The 18,142-nt window shown below is 68.2% G+C and carries 18 protein-coding genes (1 of these 18 cut by a window edge); 7 read left to right on the forward strand and 11 right to left on the reverse strand.

Annotation, left to right across the window (positions count from 1 at the left end; all coding sequences use genetic code 11):
- On the reverse strand, positions 1 to 105 hold the start of the coding sequence (gene tyrS / locus PJ250_RS04865) for a tyrosine--tRNA ligase (RefSeq protein WP_271647415.1). Its footprint begins 1,104 nt before the window's first position; 105 of the gene's 1,209 nt are visible here — the first part of the coding sequence; it begins with the start codon at positions 103 to 105; its stop codon lies beyond the left edge, outside the window.
- Between the two features lie 182 nt (positions 106 to 287).
- Here tyrS and PJ250_RS04870 point away from each other — a divergent pair, with 182 nt between their 5' ends.
- Both PJ250_RS04870 and PJ250_RS04875 read left to right on the forward strand, forming a co-directional pair.
- Positions 288 to 1,745, forward strand: a complete 1,458-nt coding sequence (locus tag PJ250_RS04870) for a M23 family metallopeptidase (protein WP_271647416.1) — start codon at positions 288 to 290, stop codon at positions 1,743 to 1,745.
- 32 nt (positions 1,746 to 1,777) lie between these two features.
- Positions 1,778 to 2,896, forward strand: coding sequence for an anhydro-N-acetylmuramic acid kinase (locus PJ250_RS04875; protein ID WP_271648533.1), 1,119 nt, complete (start codon positions 1,778 to 1,780; stop codon positions 2,894 to 2,896).
- Between the two features lie 58 nt (positions 2,897 to 2,954).
- Here the strand turns inward: PJ250_RS04875 and gloA are convergent, their stop codons facing one another.
- The 4 genes from gloA to PJ250_RS04895 form a co-directional block, all read right to left on the reverse strand.
- Complete coding sequence (gloA, locus tag PJ250_RS04880; RefSeq protein ID WP_271647417.1) at positions 2,955 to 3,488, reverse strand: lactoylglutathione lyase; 534 nt, start codon at positions 3,486 to 3,488, stop codon at positions 2,955 to 2,957.
- A gap of 104 nt (positions 3,489 to 3,592) precedes the next feature.
- Complete coding sequence (locus PJ250_RS04885) at positions 3,593 to 4,384, reverse strand: acetoin reductase (RefSeq protein ID WP_271647418.1); 792 nt, start codon at positions 4,382 to 4,384, stop codon at positions 3,593 to 3,595.
- Positions 4,385 to 4,502: 118 nt separating this feature from the next.
- The gene (locus PJ250_RS04890) at positions 4,503 to 6,089 is read right to left on the reverse strand and encodes a GMC family oxidoreductase (RefSeq protein WP_271647419.1); all 1,587 of its coding nucleotides are present in this window, start codon (positions 6,087 to 6,089) and stop codon (positions 4,503 to 4,505) included.
- Between the two features lie 46 nt (positions 6,090 to 6,135).
- On the reverse strand, positions 6,136 to 6,690 hold the full coding sequence (locus PJ250_RS04895) for a hypothetical protein (RefSeq protein ID WP_271647420.1): 555 nt from the start codon (positions 6,688 to 6,690) through the stop codon (positions 6,136 to 6,138).
- Positions 6,691 to 6,947: 257 nt separating this feature from the next.
- On the opposite strand from PJ250_RS04895, the gene PJ250_RS04900 reads away from it, so the two are divergent.
- The gene (locus PJ250_RS04900; protein WP_271647421.1) at positions 6,948 to 7,250 is read left to right on the forward strand and encodes a ribbon-helix-helix domain-containing protein; all 303 of its coding nucleotides are present in this window, start codon (positions 6,948 to 6,950) and stop codon (positions 7,248 to 7,250) included.
- Between the two features lie 43 nt (positions 7,251 to 7,293).
- On the opposite strand, the gene PJ250_RS04905 is transcribed toward PJ250_RS04900, so the two are convergent.
- From PJ250_RS04905 to PJ250_RS04915, 3 genes are read right to left on the reverse strand one after another with little or no spacing between them, the layout of a single operon-like run.
- Positions 7,294 to 7,521 (reverse strand): hypothetical protein, encoded by a 228-nt coding sequence (locus PJ250_RS04905; protein WP_271647422.1) that lies wholly within the window; start codon positions 7,519 to 7,521, stop codon positions 7,294 to 7,296.
- Positions 7,499 to 8,845: an AmpG family muropeptide MFS transporter gene (locus PJ250_RS04910; protein ID WP_271647424.1), complete on the reverse strand. Its 1,347-nt coding sequence runs from the start codon at positions 8,843 to 8,845 to the stop codon at positions 7,499 to 7,501. Before PJ250_RS04910 ends, PJ250_RS04905 begins: the two co-directional genes overlap by 23 nt.
- On the reverse strand, positions 8,842 to 9,642 hold the full coding sequence (locus PJ250_RS04915) for an exodeoxyribonuclease III (protein ID WP_271647425.1): 801 nt from the start codon (positions 9,640 to 9,642) through the stop codon (positions 8,842 to 8,844). The genes PJ250_RS04910 and PJ250_RS04915 overlap by 4 nt, the downstream gene beginning before the upstream one ends.
- 106 nt (positions 9,643 to 9,748) lie before the next feature.
- Here PJ250_RS04915 and pyrE point away from each other — a divergent pair, with 106 nt between their 5' ends.
- Together pyrE and PJ250_RS04925 are read left to right on the forward strand one after the other, a co-directional pair.
- Positions 9,749 to 10,408 (forward strand): orotate phosphoribosyltransferase, encoded by a 660-nt coding sequence (gene pyrE, locus PJ250_RS04920; protein ID WP_271647426.1) that lies wholly within the window; start codon positions 9,749 to 9,751, stop codon positions 10,406 to 10,408.
- 21 nt (positions 10,409 to 10,429) lie between these two features.
- Entirely contained in the window at positions 10,430 to 11,083 is a 654-nt protein-coding gene (locus PJ250_RS04925; protein WP_271647427.1) for a hypothetical protein, read from the forward strand.
- A 394-nt stretch (positions 11,084 to 11,477) separates the two neighbouring features.
- Here the strand turns inward: PJ250_RS04925 and PJ250_RS04930 are convergent, their stop codons facing one another.
- The 3 genes from PJ250_RS04930 to coaBC are packed head-to-tail and all read right to left on the reverse strand — an operon-like array spanning position 11,478 to position 15,525.
- Complete coding sequence (locus tag PJ250_RS04930; RefSeq protein WP_271647428.1) at positions 11,478 to 13,826, reverse strand: phosphomannomutase/phosphoglucomutase; 2,349 nt, start codon at positions 13,824 to 13,826, stop codon at positions 11,478 to 11,480.
- A 17-nt stretch (positions 13,827 to 13,843) separates the two neighbouring features.
- Entirely contained in the window at positions 13,844 to 14,302 is a 459-nt protein-coding gene (gene dut / locus PJ250_RS04935; protein ID WP_271647429.1) for a dUTP diphosphatase, read from the reverse strand.
- On the reverse strand, positions 14,299 to 15,525 hold the full coding sequence (coaBC, locus tag PJ250_RS04940; RefSeq protein WP_271647430.1) for a bifunctional phosphopantothenoylcysteine decarboxylase/phosphopantothenate--cysteine ligase CoaBC: 1,227 nt from the start codon (positions 15,523 to 15,525) through the stop codon (positions 14,299 to 14,301). Before coaBC ends, dut begins: the two co-directional genes overlap by 4 nt.
- Positions 15,526 to 15,659: 134 nt before the next feature.
- Here coaBC and radC point away from each other — a divergent pair, with 134 nt between their 5' ends.
- Both radC and argS read left to right on the forward strand, forming a co-directional pair.
- Positions 15,660 to 16,334, forward strand: a complete 675-nt coding sequence (radC, locus tag PJ250_RS04945) for a RadC family protein (RefSeq protein ID WP_271647431.1) — start codon at positions 15,660 to 15,662, stop codon at positions 16,332 to 16,334.
- Between the two features lie 107 nt (positions 16,335 to 16,441).
- Positions 16,442 to 18,133: an arginine--tRNA ligase gene (argS, locus tag PJ250_RS04950; protein ID WP_271647433.1), complete on the forward strand. Its 1,692-nt coding sequence runs from the start codon at positions 16,442 to 16,444 to the stop codon at positions 18,131 to 18,133.
- Positions 18,134 to 18,142 lie beyond the last annotated feature (9 nt).

Consider the following 18,142-nt stretch of genomic DNA (forward strand, 5'->3'; position numbering starts at 1 on the left):
GATCCGCAGCGGCCGGCCGGTGCGCAGGCGCTGCTCGAGTTCTTCGAGCTTGAGGATTTCATCGGCCCCACGACCGATCAGTTGCAATGCTTCCGCGTGTGACACGTGACTTCCTGAATGAATGAAGACAGGCGGGCCGTGACGACAAACTTGAACGTACGGTTAAACCAAGGTTAACGACGATCTGGACGAAAAATCCAATCGGCTCAAAGGTTTGACCTGCACTTCCCGCCTGTCTATGGTAGCCGGATTGGGCCTTCCTCTTGGGCCCCAGGGTGAAGACATCGATGCAGATACCGGGGGACGGCAGCCGCCGCAATAAGCAGCGTTTCCGCGAAAGACTGGAAGTTCTCAGGGAATCGGCGATCCATCAGCACGTGACCCGGCACCTGCCCAAGGGTCGCTGGACGCGTCGGCAGTGGATCCATGCCTCCTTGTTCACGACCATCGGCATCATGGTGGCGACGATCGTGCCGGGCTTCTCGACGGCCATGCAGCCGACGATCAAGCCATTGGCCACCTTGCCACTGGCGCTGCCGCCGCTCGATGCGGACAAGGCCAGCGCGGCCCTTCCCGATAACTGGATGACCGTGAGCGTGCGCCCCGGTCAGACGCTCAGCGGCATGTTCGAGGACATGGGCGTGCCGGCCTCCACCCTGGCGCGCATCCTGGAGAACAAGGATGCGGCCCAGGCGTTGAGCCACCTGCATCCGGGCGATGAGCTGGCCTTCGATCTGCCGCAGGGCGGCGCGCTGCGTGCGCTGCGCTACGACCGGGACATGGCCACGCGCGTCCAGCTCGACGTGACCGACAGCGCGGTTGCCGAAAGGGTGATCAAGCGCGACGTCAGCACGCGCACCGCCGTGCTCAGCGGGCGCGTGGGCACTTCGCTCAATCGCTCTGCGCGCAAGGCGGGACTGACCGCGGCCAACATCAACGCGCTGACCGACGACATCTTCAAGTACGACATCGACTTCAATTCCGACCTGGACGCTGACGACCGCTTCAGCGTGGTGGTCGAGCAGACCTGGCGCGAAGGCCAGCTGGTGGCCACCGGTCCGGTGCAGGCGGCGACCTTCACCGTGGACGGCAAGCTGCATTCAGGCTTCCGCTTCACGCCGCCGGGCGGCCAGGCGCAGTATTTCACCGCCAACGGTCGCCCGCTGAAGAAGAGCTTCATCCGCATGCCGATTCCCTACGCGCGGCTGAGTTCGCGCTTTGGCGCGCGCCACCATCCGGTGCTGGGCAAGATGCGGATGCACAAGGGCGTGGACTACGCGGCCGCCAGCGGCACGCCGATCATGGCCGCCGGTGACGCGCGCGTGCAGTTCGTCGGGCAGCAGCGTGGCTATGGCAACGTCGTGATCCTGGATCATGGCCGCGGCCGCACCACCCTGTACGGACACATGTCGCGCTTTGCCAAGATCCACCGCGGCGAGCGGATCGCCCAGGGGACGGTCATCGGCTACGTGGGCATGACCGGACTGGCGACCGGTCCGCACCTGCACTACGAATTCCGCGTCAACGGCGTGCACCGCAACCCGCTGACGGTCACCATGCCGCCGCCGGAGCCGCTGTCGGGCAAGGTGCTGGCCCAGTTCAAGACCCAGACCTCCAGCGCAATGGCACGGATCCGCACGGTGGAAAGCGCGATCTATGCCGATGCCGCGCCGGCGCCATCGCAGGGCAAGGTCAGCCTGGCCCAGGCGCTGGACGCCTCGCACAGCCCCCTTTCCAAACAGTGACTCCGCCAGGCGCGCCACGTGCCGGCGGACCGCTGGCGCGCAAGGCCGCGCCAGGCGACCTCTATCTCGGCCTGATCTCCGGAACGAGTGCCGACGGAATCGACGCGGCCCTGGTCCGCTTCGACCCCGATCCGCAGCTCGTGCTGGGCCGCACCTATCGCTGGGACGACGCGCTGCGCGCCCGCCTGATCGAGCTGGGCCAGGGCGGCGAGGCGACTTCGCTGGACGAACTGGGCGAGCTGGACGTGCAGGTGGCCCTGGCCTTTGCCCATGCCGCCGGACGCCTGGTCTCTCAGGCCGGGCTTGAACCCAAGCAGGTGCGCGCGATCGGATCGCATGGGCAAACCGTCCGCCATCGCCCTGAAGGGGCCTTCCCTTTCACCTGGCAGATGGGCGACGGCAACGTGATTGCAGAGCGCACCGGCATTTCCACGGTGGCCGATTTCCGCCGCCGCGACGTGGCCGCTGGCGGGCATGGCGCGCCACTGATGCCCGCCTTCCACGCCGCCATGCTGCACAGCGCCCAGGAAGACCGCGCGGTGCTGAACCTGGGCGGCATCGGCAACCTGACCTTGCTGCCCAGCCAGGGCGAGATCCGTGGATTCGACACCGGCCCGGCCAATGCCCTGCTCGATGCCTGGTGCGAGCGCCACACCGGACAGGCCTTCGACGCGGGTGGCGCGTTTGCGGCCAGTGGCCAGGTCGATGCCGACCTGCTCGAGCGCCTGCTGGACGAGCCCTGGTTCGCCCTTCCTCCGCCGAAGAGCACGGGACGTGAGCAGTTCCACCTGGACTGGGTGGACGCCAAGCTGGGAGACGCGACGCTGGCGCCGGCCGACGTGCAGGCCACGCTGGTGGAGCTGAGCGCACTGACCGTCGCCGAGGCGTTGCGCGCGACCCAGGCCGAGACCAAGCGGGTCATGGTCTGCGGAGGCGGTGTCCACAATCCGCTGCTGATGCAGCGCCTGGCCTTGCGCCTGGTCGGCATGACGGTCGAGTCGACCGAGGTCCACGGCCTGCATCCGGACTACGTGGAGGCGATGGGCTTTGCCTGGCTGGCCCGCGAAACCCTGGCCGGCCGACCGGGCAACCTTCCCAGTGTCAGTGGCGCCAAGGGCCTGCGCGTGCTGGGCGCGCTCTACCCCGCGTAAGCCTTGAGTTTCCTTCGGGAGCGCTACACCCCTTGGGGTGCAGCGCACGGTGTCCGGATCAACGGCCCAGATTGGCGTTAAGGCTGGGCTGGACGATCTCGATCCAGTAGCCGTCCGGGTCCTTCACGAAGGCCACGTCCTTCATCCTGCCCTGCTCGGGCCGCTTGACGTATTGAACCCTGTTGTCGTCGAACCACTGCACCGCCTTGGCCAGATCCGGCACGGCAAAGCAGATGTGGCCGAAGCCCTGCGGCTGCGCGTTGCCGTCGTGGTAGGCGAAATCGGCCTGGTCCTCGGTGCCCCAGTTGTGGGTCAGCTCCAGGATCCCGCGCTGGGCGAAGGTCCAACTGGTGCGTGCGCCGACATCCTCAGGCACCTGGTCCTCGTCATTGAGCCGGGCCAGGAAGTAAAGCGAGAACTTCATCTCCGGGAAGTCGAGCTTGCGCAGCAGGCTCATGCCGAACACATGCGTGTAATAGGCCAGCGACACCGCCGGGTCCTTGACCCGCAGCATCGTGTGGTTGAGCACGAAACCTTCGGTGTCGGCGGTCGGCGGCTTGACGCCGGGGTGGGATTCGGAAGTGAAGGTCATGGGGGATCCTTAAGTTTTGGCACAACCCGCTGCAGAGGCGTGTCGCCCAGGCAAACGGTGCGGCGTTGGGGGAGGAAGCGGGCCACGGACGGCGCAAGCCGCGATCAGGAGAACTGGATCCCGCCGTCGATCATCACCGACTGGCCGGTCATGTAGTCCGAATCGGGCGAGGCTAGATAGGACACAAATTGTGCGACATCCTGGGGCACCGAGACACGCCCCAGCGCAATGGCCTCGGAATACTTCTTGAGTGCCTCGCCCTTCTGCATGCCCTCCTCGGAGGCGAGCTTCTCGTCGATCAGTTCCCACATGTCGGTCCCGACGATGCCCGGGCAATACGCGTTGACGGTGATCTTGTGTTTGGCCCACTCCATGGCCGCGGCCTGGGTCAGGCCCCGCACGCCCCACTTGGAAGCCGAATACGGGCCCAGCAGCGCGAACGGGCGATAGGCCACGATCGAGGCAGCACCGATGATCTTGCCACCACCGCCCTGCTTGATCATCTGCCGCGCCGCGGCCGTGTAGCACAGGAAGGCCCCGCGCAGGTTGACCGACATGATGCGGTCCCAGGTCTCCACATCGACCTCCAGCAGCGAGGTGACGTTGGCGATGCCGGCGTTGGCGACCATCACGTCCAGCTTTCCCAGGTCCTTGGTCACCGCATCGACCATCGCGGTCACATCGGCCTCCTTGGAGACGTCGGCCAAGGCAACGGTGCTGCGCACGCCTTTGGCGTGGATCTCCTCGGCGGTCTTCTCGGCCAGGGACTGGTTGGCGGGGACGTCGTTGATCGCCACATCCAGGCCATCGTCGGCCAGGCGCAGGGCGATGGCCTTGCCGATGCCGCGACCGGCACCGGTGACCAGGGCGACGCGATTGGAGCTTGCTGCATTCATTGGAGGGTTTCCTTTTGCTCAGCGGGGGAACACGCGGCCGCGCCCGGCGCGGAAACGCCGGATGGAGCCGTAAGTCGAAGCGGTGGGGCGCCACGCTGCGCGGCGCGGGTGAGCCGGCCTACACGGCGCGTGCCTGCATCTGCGCGGCGATGTACTCGGCCTGGCGGATGGCCAGGGTCACGATCGTTAGCGTCGGGTTTTCCGCGGCCGAGGTGGTGAATTGGCTGCCGTCGGACACGAACAGGTTGGCGATGTCATGGCTCTGGCCATGCTTGTTCACCACCCCATCGGCCGCCTTGGCACTCATGCGACAGGTGCCCAGGTTGTGCGTGGACGGATAAGGCGGCGTGCGATAGGTGCGCTTGGCGCCGGCAGCCATGTAGATTTTCTCGCCCGCCTTGAACGCATGCTCGCGCATCGCGTTGTCATTGGCATGGTCGTCGTAGTGCACGTTGGCCACCGGAATGCCCCACTGATCCTTCACGTCGCCGTTGAGGGTCACCCGGTTGCTCGCTCGAGGCATGTCCTCGCCAACGATCCACATCCCCGCCATTCGCGCATAGCTGTCCATGGCCTCGGTGAACTCCGAGCCCCAGCCGCCCGGATTGAAGAACGCCGCCATGAACGCCGGTCCCAGGGAGATGGTTTCCAGTTCGTAGCCACCGACAAAGCCGCGCGATGGATCATGCCGGGCTTCGTCACGCACGATGCCGGCCATGGTGGTGCCGCGGAACATGTGCACCGGCTCGTCGAACACGCCCCAGACGCTACCGGTGGTGTGGCGCATGTAGTTGCGGCCGACCTGGTCGGAGCTGTTGGCTAGGCCGGTATCGAAGGTGCCGGAGGCCGAATTCAGCAGCAGGCGCGGGGTCTCGATGGAGTTGCCGGCCACCGCGACGATGCGCGCCTTCTGGCGCTGTTCCTTGCCGTCCTTGTCGAAGTACACCACCGCGCTGACCTCGCCCCTGGCATCGTGCTCGATGCGTGAGACATGCGCGCCGGTACGCAGTTCCAGGTGCCCGGTGGCCAGACCCTTGGGGATCTCGGTATACAGCGTCGACCACTTGGCGCTGTAACGGCAGCCCTGGAAGCAGAACCCACGCTGCATGCAGTGCGTGCGCCCATCGCGCACCACCGGGTTGATCGCCATGCGACCGGTGCTGACGTCCTTGTAGCCGGCCTTGGTCGCGCCATTGTACATCACCTTGAAGTTGTTGTTGCCCGGCAGGCCAGGCAGGCCTTCGGTGCGGGTGATGCCCATCTTCTTCTCGGCCAGCGTGTAGTACGGCGCCATCTCTTCCAGCGTTACCGGCCAGTCGAGCAGTTGCGCACCGTCCAGGTCGCCATAGGTGCTGCGCGCGCGAAACTCGTGCGCATCGAAGCGCAAGCTGGCGCCGGCCCAGTGCACCGAGGTGCCGCCGACGGTCTTGCAGATCCAAGCCGGCAGGTTGGGAAAGTCGCGTGCCACGCGCCAGTCGCCGGTGACCGTGCGCATGTCGGTCCAGGCGAGCTGCTGGAAGGACGGCCACTCATCGGCGATGAAGTCGCCCGGGGTGTGCAGGGCCCCAGCTTCCAGTAGCACCACATCGATGCCCTTCTGGGCCAGTTCGTTGGCCAGGGTGCCGCCGCCGGCGCCGGACCCGATGACCACCACCACGCTGTCGTCGGTGTTGGCGTAGGTCTTCTTGTTGTCGTATTCGCCCATGGCGATGTCTCCTGATCTGTGTCTGGAAGGAAGCGCGCGGTGCGCGCTAGACCGTCGGCACCGGGCCGCTCGCGGCCAGCGGTGGATCGGGCAGCCAGGTCAGATCGTTGAAGCCACGGAAGATGTAGCCGGCGTCGCCTTCTGCGCCGCCGTAGCCGAAGTACGCGTAGGCCATGTCGTTGCTGTAAAGGGACACCACGGCGGTGGAGCGCACCTTCTCGAAGAACGGCGTGCCCGCCAATGCCTTCACCTTGTCCGCCTGCGCCTGCGGGCTGGCCTTGAGCCAGGCACCGTCCCGGTCTAGCTGGGTCACGCCCTCCAGCAGCAGCTTGCGCACCGCTGGATCCTTGGCCGCCGCCGCGTCCAGATCCTTGACCACCAGGGCGTAGACCGCATCCTCCATGTCCTTGTGCGGATACAGGTGGCGGGTGAAGGTGAGCAGCACCTTGCCCTGCGTCTCGTCGAAGGCCTGCATGGGCAGCGCCCAGCTGCGCGAGGGTGAAAGCAGCGCCACAGGTCCCGCGGCGAACAGCAGCGTGCCTGCCAGCATCCCGCCGGTTCTGCGCAGGAACCGCCGACGCGTGAGTTGAAGTTCGGACATCGTGCAACCCCTCCCGAGGTGTCGTTCCGATGCGAGGCCAACCGGCCACCCCATCGATGGGCGGCGATGCAGCGACTGCCTCGCCATGCCGTCCACGCTAAGCGCCCTGGGCATGAGGCGGGTAACAGCGACGTACTACAGCGACTTAGGTCGCATACGTCGGTTCATGCCCCGGTGCTAAGGTGCCTTGACTGCGGCGCGGCATGCTGCGTCGCGACATCGCGAGCACAGCCATACCTCAACGCCAGGAGTTTTCGATGTGTCATGTCTATGCGTCGACCGAGCCGTCGCGCTATGAGAGCACCACCCGTTCGGTCCGCCTGCAGGGTTACGTGACCAGCGTGCGGCTCGAGAACGAGTTCTGGGGCATCCTCGATCTCCTCGCCGCGGATCAGTCGATGACGACCGCGCGTTTCATCAGCAAGCTCTATGACGAGGTCACCGCCGACAAGGGCGGCGTGTCCAATCTGGCCTCGATGCTGCGCGTGGCCTGCGCCGTTTACCTGCACGGCCAGGCCGAACTGGCACGCGCCGCCGAGCCAGTGCGCGTTCGCGCCTGAATGCTGCGGTCGCGACGCATGGGCGCGACCGCCACCTGAGGCTTCAGAACGTCGCGCCCTGCGGCACGGCTCTGAGGGCGGCAATGGCGTCGGACAGGGCGCTGACTTCGGGATCGCTGAAGCCTCCACGAACCTCGGACTCGACCGAGAACAGTCCGTGTTCGAGCAAACGGATGATGGTTTCGGGGATGCTCCAGCCACGGGCGGCCGACACCCGCTGGATGCGGTCGGTCAGGATTGGGTCGAGGTCACGGATGAGCAGGTCGGTCATGGGCTTCGGGGGCAGCGCCTGTCCTGGATTCGGGCTCCTTGATACGACGCCACAGCCACGCAAGCAAGCCCAGGGTGGGGATCACCGTCAGCGCGCTCAGGGTGAAGAAGGCTGAATAGGACGTCGCCTCGACGATATAGCCCGACACGCCGCCCACGAACTTGCCCGGCAGATTGGCCAATGAGACCAGCAGGGCGTACTGGGTCGCGGTGAAATTGCGGTCGGTCAGCGAGGACATGAACGCCACCAGCACCGTGCCGGCAAAGCCCTGCGAGAAATTGTCCGCGCTCAACGCCGCGTAGAAGGCCCACAGCTGTCCCGGGTGCTGGGCCATCAGCAGGAAGGCCAGGTTGGACAGGGCCACGGCCAGCGCCGCCACCAGCAGCATCCGCCGGAAGCCGAAGGCGGCGATCGCCACGCCCCCGCCGAAGGCCCCCACGATGCTCATCCACACCCCGAACAGCTTGGAGACCGTGGCGATGTCGGCCTTGGTGAAGCCCGAGTCCAGGTAGAACGGGCCGGCCATCACCCCGATCACCTGGTCCGGAAACTTGTACAGCCCGACGAACAGCAGCAGGCCCAGCGCCAGCTTCCAGCCATTGGTGGTGAAGAAGCTCACGATCGGCTGCCAGAACGCCCCGGCGAAGTCGATCCGGCGCACCACGGTGGCCTCCGGCTGCACCGGCTCACGACTGAGCAGCGTGGTGAGCACCGGGATGAGCATCAGCGCGGCCATACCGAAGTAGGCGATGCGCCAGCCCTCGAACTGGGCCAGGTACAGCGCGCCGGCACCGCTGACGATCAGCGCCACGCGGTAGCCGAGGATGTAGGTCGCCGCCAGCGCGGCCTGCGCGCTCTCCGGCGCGATCTCGATCCGGTAGGCGTCGACCACCGAATCCTGCGTCGCCCCGGCGAAGGACCCCACCAGCACCCAGGCCACCAGCCCGCCCACACCCAGCTCCGGACGCATCGCGCCCAGGGCGAACAGGCTGACGGTGACCAGGACCTGCGCAGCCAGCAGCCACGAGCGACGTCGGCCCAGCCCGGCCAGCAGCGGCAACCGGTAGCGGTCGATCAGCGGCGCCCAGGCGAACTTGAGCAGGTAGAAGAAGCTGGCCAGGCTGATCAGGCCGATCTCGCCCAGCTGCAGGCCCACGTCGCGCAGGCGCGTGGACAGGGTCTGCGAGGCGATCAGCAGGAACGGCAGGCCGCTGCCGAAGCCCAACAGGGCCATGGTCAGCGCCGAGGGCGTGCCGAAGGCGTCGCGGATGCCACGCCAGCCCTTGTAGCGCCGCGCCGGGGCAGGCGCCTTGCGATCGCTCATTGCGCGTAGTCCACGATGAACGGCGCATGGTCGGAGAAGCGTTCGGCCCGATAGATCGCGCAGCCCTGCAGACGCTCACGCAGGGACGGGGTGGCGAACTGGTAATCGATGCGCCATCCCACGTTGTTGGCCCGGGCCTGGCCGCGATTGCTCCACCAAGTGTAGTCCTCACCGGCCGGATGCAGCGCGCGATAGACATCGACCCAGCCGCGCCCACTGGCCAGGTCGGCATCGGCTGCCTGGTCGGCGCACAGGCCGTTGAGCCAGTCGCGCTCCGGTGGCAGGCAGCCGGAGTTCTTCTGATTGGATTTCCAGTTCTTGATATCCAGCGCGCTGCGCACGATGTTCCAGTCCCCGCACAGCACGTAGTCGCGGCCACTGGCCAGCCACTGATCCAGGATCGGCCGCAGCCAGTCCATCACCTTGAACTTGTAGTCCTGGCGCACCTCGCCCGACGAGCCGGACGGGATATAGAACGACACGACGCTCAGGTTGCCGTAGCGCGCCTCGATGTAGCGCCCCTCCTCGTCGAAGGCCTCCCAGCCCAGCGCGGTGCGCACTTCGTCCGGCTCGCGGCGGCTGTAGATCGCCACACCCGAGTAGCCCTTCTTGGTGGTGGCGTCGCGAAACCAGGCCTTGTAGCCGGCCGGCAGGAACGCCGGCCCGGTGAGCTGGTGCTCCTGGGCCTTGGTCTCCTGGACGCACAGCACGTCGGCGTCCTGCTCGTTGAACCAGTCGAAAAAGCCCTTGGAGGCGGCCGAACGCAGGCCGTTGGCGTTGAAGCTGATGATGCGCATGAGGTCTGACAAGTCTGGAGCAGCGGACAAGCCCCCAGCATACCGTCCAGCGACCGGTGCGCTGCCTGTTACCCTTTCGCGCCCCCCACTTCCAGGCCTGTCCGCCATGTCCGACCATCGCTCGCGCTTCCTGCAGCTGGCCCTGCGCGCCAACGCGCTGCGCTTTGGTGAGTTCACCCTCAAGTCCGGGCGCCTGAGCCCGTATTTCTTCAACGCCGGGCGCTTCGACAGTGGCGCGGCCATGGCCGAGCTGGCCGTCTGCTATGCCGATGCCATCGAGGCGGCGGGCGTCGAGTTCGACCTGCTGTTTGGGCCTGCCTACAAGGGCATCCCGCTGGCCACGGCGCTGGGCGTGGAATTTGCCCGCCGCGGGCGCGATCTGCCGCTGGCCTTCAACCGCAAGGAGGCCAAGGACCATGGCGAAGGCGGCACCCTGATCGGCGCGCCGCTGGACGAGCGCCGGGTGCTGATCGTCGACGACGTGATCACCGCAGGCACCGCCATCCGCGAGGCCCTGGCCCTGATCGACACCGCCGGCGGCCGCCCGGCCGGCATCGTGGTGGCGCTGGACCGCCAGGAAATCCTGAACGAGGCCGGCGAGCGGCGCTCTGCCGCCCAGAGCGTAGCCGCCGAGACCGGCGTGCCGGTGATCGCCGTGGCCAGCCTGCAGGACCTGCTTGCATTCGCCGGGGAAAACGCCGAACTTGTCGGCCATCGCGAGCAGTTGCTGGCCTATCGGGCCCGTTACGGCTCGGCCGCGACGTAACCGACAGCAGGGGGCTGTCTCATGTCCAGGTCCATCCTCGCTCTGCTCCTGATTCCGCTGGCGGCGACGGCCCTGCCGGCACAAGCCGCGCAGGACAAGGCAAAGCCCAAGAAGCTCTACTGCTGGAACGACCCCAAGAGCGGTCGTACCTGCAGCGATGCGCTGCCGCCGGACCAGGTGAACAGTGCCCGCGACGAGTTCAGCGCCAAGAGCGGGATGCGCGTGGGCGAAGTGGATCAGGCCATGAGTGCCGATGAGCGCGCCGAGGCCGCCGCCGCCGCCGCACAGGCCCGGGCCGACAAGGCCGCCGAGGACACCCGTCGGCGCACCGAGCAGGCCATGCTGCTGTCCTATCCCAATGAAGAGCAGCTCAAGCGCGTCTTCGACGAACGCACCTCGATCGTGGACAACAGTGTGGACACGGCCCGCTACAACGTCGCCAGTCTGCGCGACGGCCTGGTCAGCAAGCTGCAACAGGCCGGCAGCGCCGAGCTAGCCAGCAAGCCGGTCAACGCCAAGTTGGCCGATGAGATCCGCCAACGCCACCTCGAACTGATGCGCCAGCAGGCGCTGCTGCAGAGCTTCGAACAGCAGCGCCGTGAACTCAGCAGCGAGGTCCAGGACACGCTGCAGCGCTACCGGGAACTCAAGAGCGGCAGCACGCCGACCGGCTGATCCCAGCGCCGGACCAGCGTCTCAGGGAGGAGACCTTGCACCAGGACGGCCCGCACGCCGCCAGACAGGTCGACGCCATCGCCCAGGCGAGACTGCAGCAGTGCGTCCACCACCAGAGCTGGCCCACGCCCCCGCCGCTGCCTGTGGTCACTATGTGCGTCCCGGGTTCCAGCGAGCCGCGAGACCGTGGCCGTGCTTGGCATCGCCGTGATAGCCACGGCGGGCTTGTGGATGGCACAGCCCAAGGAGCACGTCGCGCCGACGCTCTGCCTGGGGTCGCCGGGGCTGTCGCCGTGCATCAAATCCCCACGCTAGCGCGGCTCGCCTTCTGCAGTCACATCAGCGGCAGCTCTGGTCGGCTGCCGCTCGGCCCGCTCGGCCCTACCAGGCTCGGCTAGAACGTGAGCGTCAGGTCCGGCGCGACGGCCTTGAGCTGCTCGCGGAAGGCGGAGCGGACCCGCTCCAGCGCGGCGGTGTTCTCTCCCTCGAAGCGCAGGACCAGGATCGGCGTGGTGTTGGATGCCCGGATCAGACCCCAGCCGTCGTCCCAGTCCGCGCGCAGGCCATCGATGGTGGACAGCCGCGCGCCATCGAACTGGGCCGACGCCAGGAACTGCTCGACGATCGCATGCGCATCCCCACTGGCGACCGGGACCTTGATCTCGGGAGTCGACACACTGTCGGGTAAGGCGTCGAGCACCTCGTCCGGGGTCTCGTCGCGGGCCGCCAGGATCTCCAGCAGACGCGCCGCCGCATACAGGCCGTCGTCGAACCCGTACCAGCGCTCCTGGAAGAAGAAATGGCCACTCATCTCACCGGCCAGCTCGGCGCCGGTCTCGCGCATCTTGGCCTTGATCAGCGAATGCCCGGTCTGCCACATCAGCGGCGTCCCGCCGTTGCGCAGGACCCAGCCCTGCAGGCCACCGGTGCATTTGACGTCGTAGATCACCATCGCACCGGGATTGCGCTCGAGCACGTCGGCCGCGAACAGCATCAGCAGGCGATCGGGGAACACCACGCGGCCGGCCTTGGTCACCACGCCGAGCCGGTCGCCATCGCCGTCGAAGGCCAGGCCGATATCGGCATCGAAGCGCTTGACCGTCTGTTCCAGGTCCTTGAGGTTGTCCGGCTCGCTCGGATCGGGATGGTGGTTGGGGAAGGTGCCGTCGATGTCGCAATACAGCGGCACCACCTCGGCGCCGATCGCCTCCATGAGGATCGGTGCCAGCTCGCCGGCCACGCCATTGCCGGCATCGACCACCACCTTGAGGGGACGGGCCAGCTGCACGTCCTCGGCAATGCGCTGGACGTAGTCCTCGGCCACTTCGCGCTGCTGCAGGTTGCCGCGCTCGGCGCTGTGCAGACGGTTCTCGCTGATCCGCGAGTACAGGTCGGTGATGGTGGCGCCGGAGAGGGTCTCGCCGCCGATCACGACCTTGAAGCCGTTGTAGTCCGGGGGGTTGTGACTGCCGGTGACCGCCACGCAGGTGCCGGTGCGCAGGTGGAACGCCGCGAAGTACGCCACCGGCGTGGGCACCATGCCGATGTCGATCACATCGCGGCCAGCCTTGCGCAGGCCTTCGATCAGGGCCGAGGACATTTCCGGGCCGGACAGGCGGCCGTCGCGGGCCACGACCACTTCGGTCAGGCCCTGCTCGGCCATCACCGAGCCGATCGCCTGGCCGATGAGTTCGGCCACCGGCACGCTCAGGGTCTTGCCGACCACGCCGCGGATGTCATAGGCGCGGAAGATGCCCGGATCCACCGTGACCGAACGCGCGGCCTTGGCCACGACAGCGGCCTCGGCGCTCGCGGCTGCGGCGGCCGGGGTCTCGGCGGGGGTCCCGGGCGCGCCCGGCGAGGGCGGCGCAGACGCCCCGACCTGCAGGGCCTGGCCCAGGGTCAGGCCCGAATCCTCTTCCTCGCCTGCGCCCTTGCGCGCCAGCTTGGGCACCTTGAGCCGGCCCATGGCCAGCAGCGCCACCAGGATGGCCAGCACCACCAGCAGCCCCGCCACGATCAGGCAGGGCATCGCGCCCAGACCCATCGGACCCTCGGTCTTGGCCGGCAATCCCGCGACCACGCGCAGACCGGAGCTACCCACCGGGCGTGACAGCGCATCGGCGCTGCCGGACAGATCGGTCTGCCCGATCTCGCGCAGTGTGTAGTCTCCCTGCCGCAGGCCGAGGTAGGCGTCAGACACGCGGGCCTGGTCCAGCGCGCCGGTCAGCAGGGTGATCGGCAGGCGCACATAGAGCAAGCGCGAACTCACCGGCACCGCCATGCCCAGGCCGGTGTCCTTGCCATCGCGCACGGCGCGTACCACCGCACCCTTGGCCTGTGCGGCCGACTCCAGCAGCGCCAGGCGGCTGTAGCCGAACGTGGCCGCATCGGCATAGGCCTGCTGCAGCTCGATCGGCAGCAGGGCCACGCTCTGCACCTCCGGCCAGCCGCTCTGGATGGCCGCGCCGACGGCCACGGTGTCATCGGCCGCCACGGCGGCCTGCATGGCCGGGCTGGCCACGCGCTCGTTGAGACGATCGGTCTGACGCTTGATGGTCTGCGTCAGCGCGGTGACCGCGGCATCGCGTGCTTCGATCAGCGCGTCATGGCGCGCGTCCTCGCGCATCTGCACCCAGCCACTCCAGCCGAACCATCCAGCCAGCAGTATCAACAGGACCGACAGCAGCAGGATCTTCTGCGTCGAATCCTGCTTGGCGTTCCCCAGTTTCGATCCGGCCATGCGTACATCTGCCCCTGTCAGCGGACGCCCGTGTGGCCAAAGCCCCCTTCTCCACGCGCGCTTTCTACGAAAGTATCCACGATCTTCAACTGAACGCGCGCGATGGGCAACACCACCAACTGCGCGACGCGGTCCCCGGGCTGGATCACGAAGGACTCCGCGCTGCGATTCCACAGGCTGATCAGCAGGGGGCCCTGATAGTCGGCATCGATCAGGCCGGTGCCGTTGCCCAGCACGATGCCGTGGCGATGCCCCAGGCCCGAGCGCGGCAGCACCACGGCACACAGGTTGGGATCGCCCAAGTGGATGGCGATGCCGCTGGGGACCAGCGCCGACTCGCCCGGGGCCAGCGTCAGCGACGTTTCCAGGGCCGCGCGCAGGTCCATCCCGGCAGACGCGGCGGTGGCATAGGCCGGCAGCGGCCAGCTGTCGCCGAAGCGCGGGTCGAGCAGTTTCACTTCCATGGGCAGGCTCATGCGGTCAGGCGCTCCTGGATCAGTTCGACCAGCGCATCGGCCAGTTCGGTCTTGGGGGCCGAAGGGAACTCGCGCTGACCATCCTTCCAGAAGGCGGTCATCGCATTGCGATCGCTTTCGAAACCGCCGTCGGGAATGCCCACGCGGTTGGCCACGATCATGTCCAGGCGCTTGGCCGCCAGCTTGCCGCGCGCGTAGTCGGCGACGCGCTCGGTCTCGGCGGCGAAACCGACCACCAGCTTGAGCGGCTCCTCCGAAGCGGCGACCTCGGCCAGGATGTCCGGCGTGCGCACCAGGTCCAGGGCCAGCGACTCGCTGGACTTCTTGATCTTGTTGGGCGCCGGCACCCGGGGGGTGTAGTCGGCCACGGCGGCCGCGCCGATGTAGATATCCGCCGGCAGCGCGTCGAAGACCGCCGCGCGCATCTGCGCGGCCGAGCGCACGTCGATCCGGGTGACGCCCGACGGGGTCTTGAGGTTCACCGGGCCGGCGACCAGGGTGACCTTGGCTCCGCGACGCACCGCCGCCTCGGCCACGGCAAAGCCCATCTTGCCGCTGCTGCGGTTGCCCAGGTAGCGCACCGGGTCCAGGTCCTCGTAGGTCGGCCCGGCGCTGACCAGCACGTGCAGGCCCGACAGCGGGCCATCGGACACCATGGCTACCGGCGCGGAGTCGGCCGACCGCCCAGCCAGGGCGGTCACGATGGCCTCCGGCTCGCTCAGGCGCCCCGGCCCGGACTCGCCCTCGGCCAGCGGGCCGTCTTCCGGACCGATCACCTGCACGCCACGGGCGCGCAAGGTGTCGACATTCGCCTGAGTGGCGGCATGCCCCCACATGATGTGGTTCATCGCCGGGCACACGGTGATCGGCGCGGTGGTCGCCAGCGCCAGCGTGGTGACCAGGTCGTCGGCCAGGCCGTGCGCCAGATGGGCCAGCAGGTCGGCGGTGGCCGGGGCGATCAGGACCCGGTCGGCCCAGCGCGCCAGTTCGATGTGTCCCATGGACGCCTCGGCGGCGCTGTCCCACAGGCTGGTGCGGGTGGGCTGGCCGGACAGGGCCTGGAAGCTCAGCGGGGTGACGAACTGCTGCGCCCCGGCGGTCATGGCCACCTGCACCTGCGCGCCGGCCTGGCGCAGCCGGCGCACCAGTTCCAGAGATTTATAGGCGGCGATGCCACCCCCGACACACAACAGGATGCGTTGTCCTTCCAGGGCCTGGGCCACGTCAGATTTTTCCGAACCGAAACAGGCCGACAGCTTACCCGACCGCCCCGCGCGCCCTGATAGCGCCTGGGCACCGACGCACGCACAGTGGGCATGAGGCCGCACGGAGGCGGCCGCCCGGCAAAGGACCCGCCATGCACATCCGCGACTGGCCCGTCGACGAGCGCCCCCGCGAAAAACTGCTGGCGCGCGGCGCCGGCGCCCTGTCCGACGCCGAGCTGCTGGCGATCTTCCTCGGCTCGGGCCTGCCCGGGCGCGACGCGGTGCAGACCGCGCGCGACCTGCTCGGCGCCCACGGCCCGCTGCGGGGACTGCTGGACCGCAGCCCCAAGGCCATGGCCCGGCTGCCGGGGCTGGGACCGGCGCGCGCCTGCCAGCTGGCCGCCGCGCTGGAGCTGGGCCAGCGCCACCTGGCGGCCGGCCTGGAGCGCGGCGAGGCCATGACCGACCCGCACGCGGCCGGTCGCTATTTCGCGCTGAAGCTGCGGGCGCAGCCGCGCGAGGTGTTCGCCGCGCTGTTCCTGGACACCCGGCATCGGGCCCTGGCCTTCGAGGAACTGTTCAGCGGCAGCGTGGACGCCGCCGAGGTCCATCCGCGCGAAGTCGTGCGCCGGGCGCTGGCCCACAACGCCGCGGCCGTGATCGTCGGCCACAACCACCCCAGCGGGAACCCCGAGCCCTCGGCCGCCGACCGCGCGGTCACCGCGCGCCTGAAAGAGGCGCTGGCGTTGGTCGACGTGCGCCTGCTGGACCATTTCGTGATCGCCGATGGCCCGCCGGTCTCGCTGGCCGCGCGCGGCTGGGTCTGACCACGGCGTCCTGTCCGCGAGGACCTCGAAGCCATTCAGGCGGGCCGGCGCGCGGCCCGGTCTGCGCTAAAATGCGCGGTCCCGCGTTTGCCGCAGTGACCTCCCACGTGAAATCCGAACTCCGCGCCCTCATCGACCAGGGCATCGACGCCCTGCGCCAGGCCGGCACCCTGCCTGCCGAGACCGCCACCCCGGACTTCACGGTCGAGCGCCCCAAGACCCGCGAACACGGCGACTTCGCCACCAATGCGGCCATGCTGCTGGCCAAGCCGGCGCGCACCAATCCGCGCGCCCTGGCCCAAGCGCTGGTCGACGCGCTGCCGGCCAGCGACGACATCGCCAAGGTCGAGATCGCCGGCCCGGGCTTCATCAACTTTCATCTGGCCAACGCCGCCTATCAGCGCGAGGCCGTGGCCGCGCTGACCCAAGGCGCGCAGTACGGCCGCAACGCCTCCGGCGCCGGCCGCACGGTGGGCGTGGAATACGTCTCGGCCAATCCGACCGGCCCGCTGCACGTGGGTCATGGCCGCGCCGCGGTGATCGGCGACTGCCTGGCGCGCGTGCTGGCCGCCAACGGCTGGAACGCCAAGCGCGAGTTCTATTACAACGACGCCGGCGTGCAGATCGAGAACCTGGCCAAGTCCACCTCCGCGCGCCTGCACGGGCTCAAGCCCGGCGACGCCGACTGGCCGGAGGCCGCCTACAACGGCGACTACATCGCCGACGTCGCCGCCGCCTACCTGCGCGGCGATGCGATCGAAATCGAAGGCCACACCATCACCGGTGCGGCGGACATCGAGGACCTCGATGCCATCCGCCGCTTCGCTGTGGCCTACCTGCGCCGCGAACAGAACGCCGACCTGGCCGCGTTCGGGGTGGGCTTCGATGTGTATTTCCTGGAAAGCTCGCTCTACAACGACGGCAAGGTCGACGAGACCGTCGCCAAGCTCAACGCCTCGGGCCACACCTACGAGGAAGGCGGCGCACTGTGGCTGCGCTCGACCGATTTCGGTGACGACAAGGACCGCGTGATGCGCAAGTCCGACGGCACCTATACCTATTTCCTGCCGGACGTGGCCTACCACCTGTCCAAGTGGCAGCGCGGCTACGAGCGTGCGATCACCGAGCTGGGCGCCGACCACCACGGCTCGCTGGCGCGCGTGCGCGCCGGCCTGCAAGCCCTGGATGTCGGCATCCCCAAGGGCTGGCCCGAATACGTGCTGCACCAGATGGTCACGGTGATGCGCGGCGGCGAGGAGGTGAAGCTCTCCAAGCGCGCCGGCAGCTACCTGACCCTGCGCGACCTGATCGAGGAAGCCGGCGCGGATGCCACGCGCTGGTTCCTGATCGCGCGCAAGCCCGATTCGCAGCTGACCTTCGACATCGACCTGGCCCGCGAGCAGAGCAAGGACAACCCGGTCTTCTACGTCCAGTACGCCCACGCCCGCGTGTGCAGCCTGCTGCGCCGGGTCGAGGAGAAGGGTTATGCGGCCTATGACCAGGCGGCCGGCATCGCCGCCTTGCCGTCGCTGACCGACGCGTCCTCCATCGCGCTGATGGTGGAGCTGTCGCGCTATCCGGAAGTGGTCGAGGCCGCTGGCCTATCGCTGGAACCGCACGCCATCGCGCAGTACCTGCGCGAGCTGGCCTATGCTTTCCAGGCCTGGTACGACGGCGAGCCGATCCTCATCGACGATGCCCACGCCCGCAACGCCCGCCTGGCCCTGGCCTGCGCGGTCCGCCAGGCCCTGGCCAACGGTCTGGAGCTGCTGGGCGTCTCCGCGCCCGAGCGCATGTAACCCCTTTCA

The organism is Pseudoxanthomonas sp. JBR18 (assembly GCF_028198165.1).
Classification (GTDB): Bacteria; Pseudomonadota; Gammaproteobacteria; order Xanthomonadales; family Xanthomonadaceae; genus Pseudoxanthomonas_A.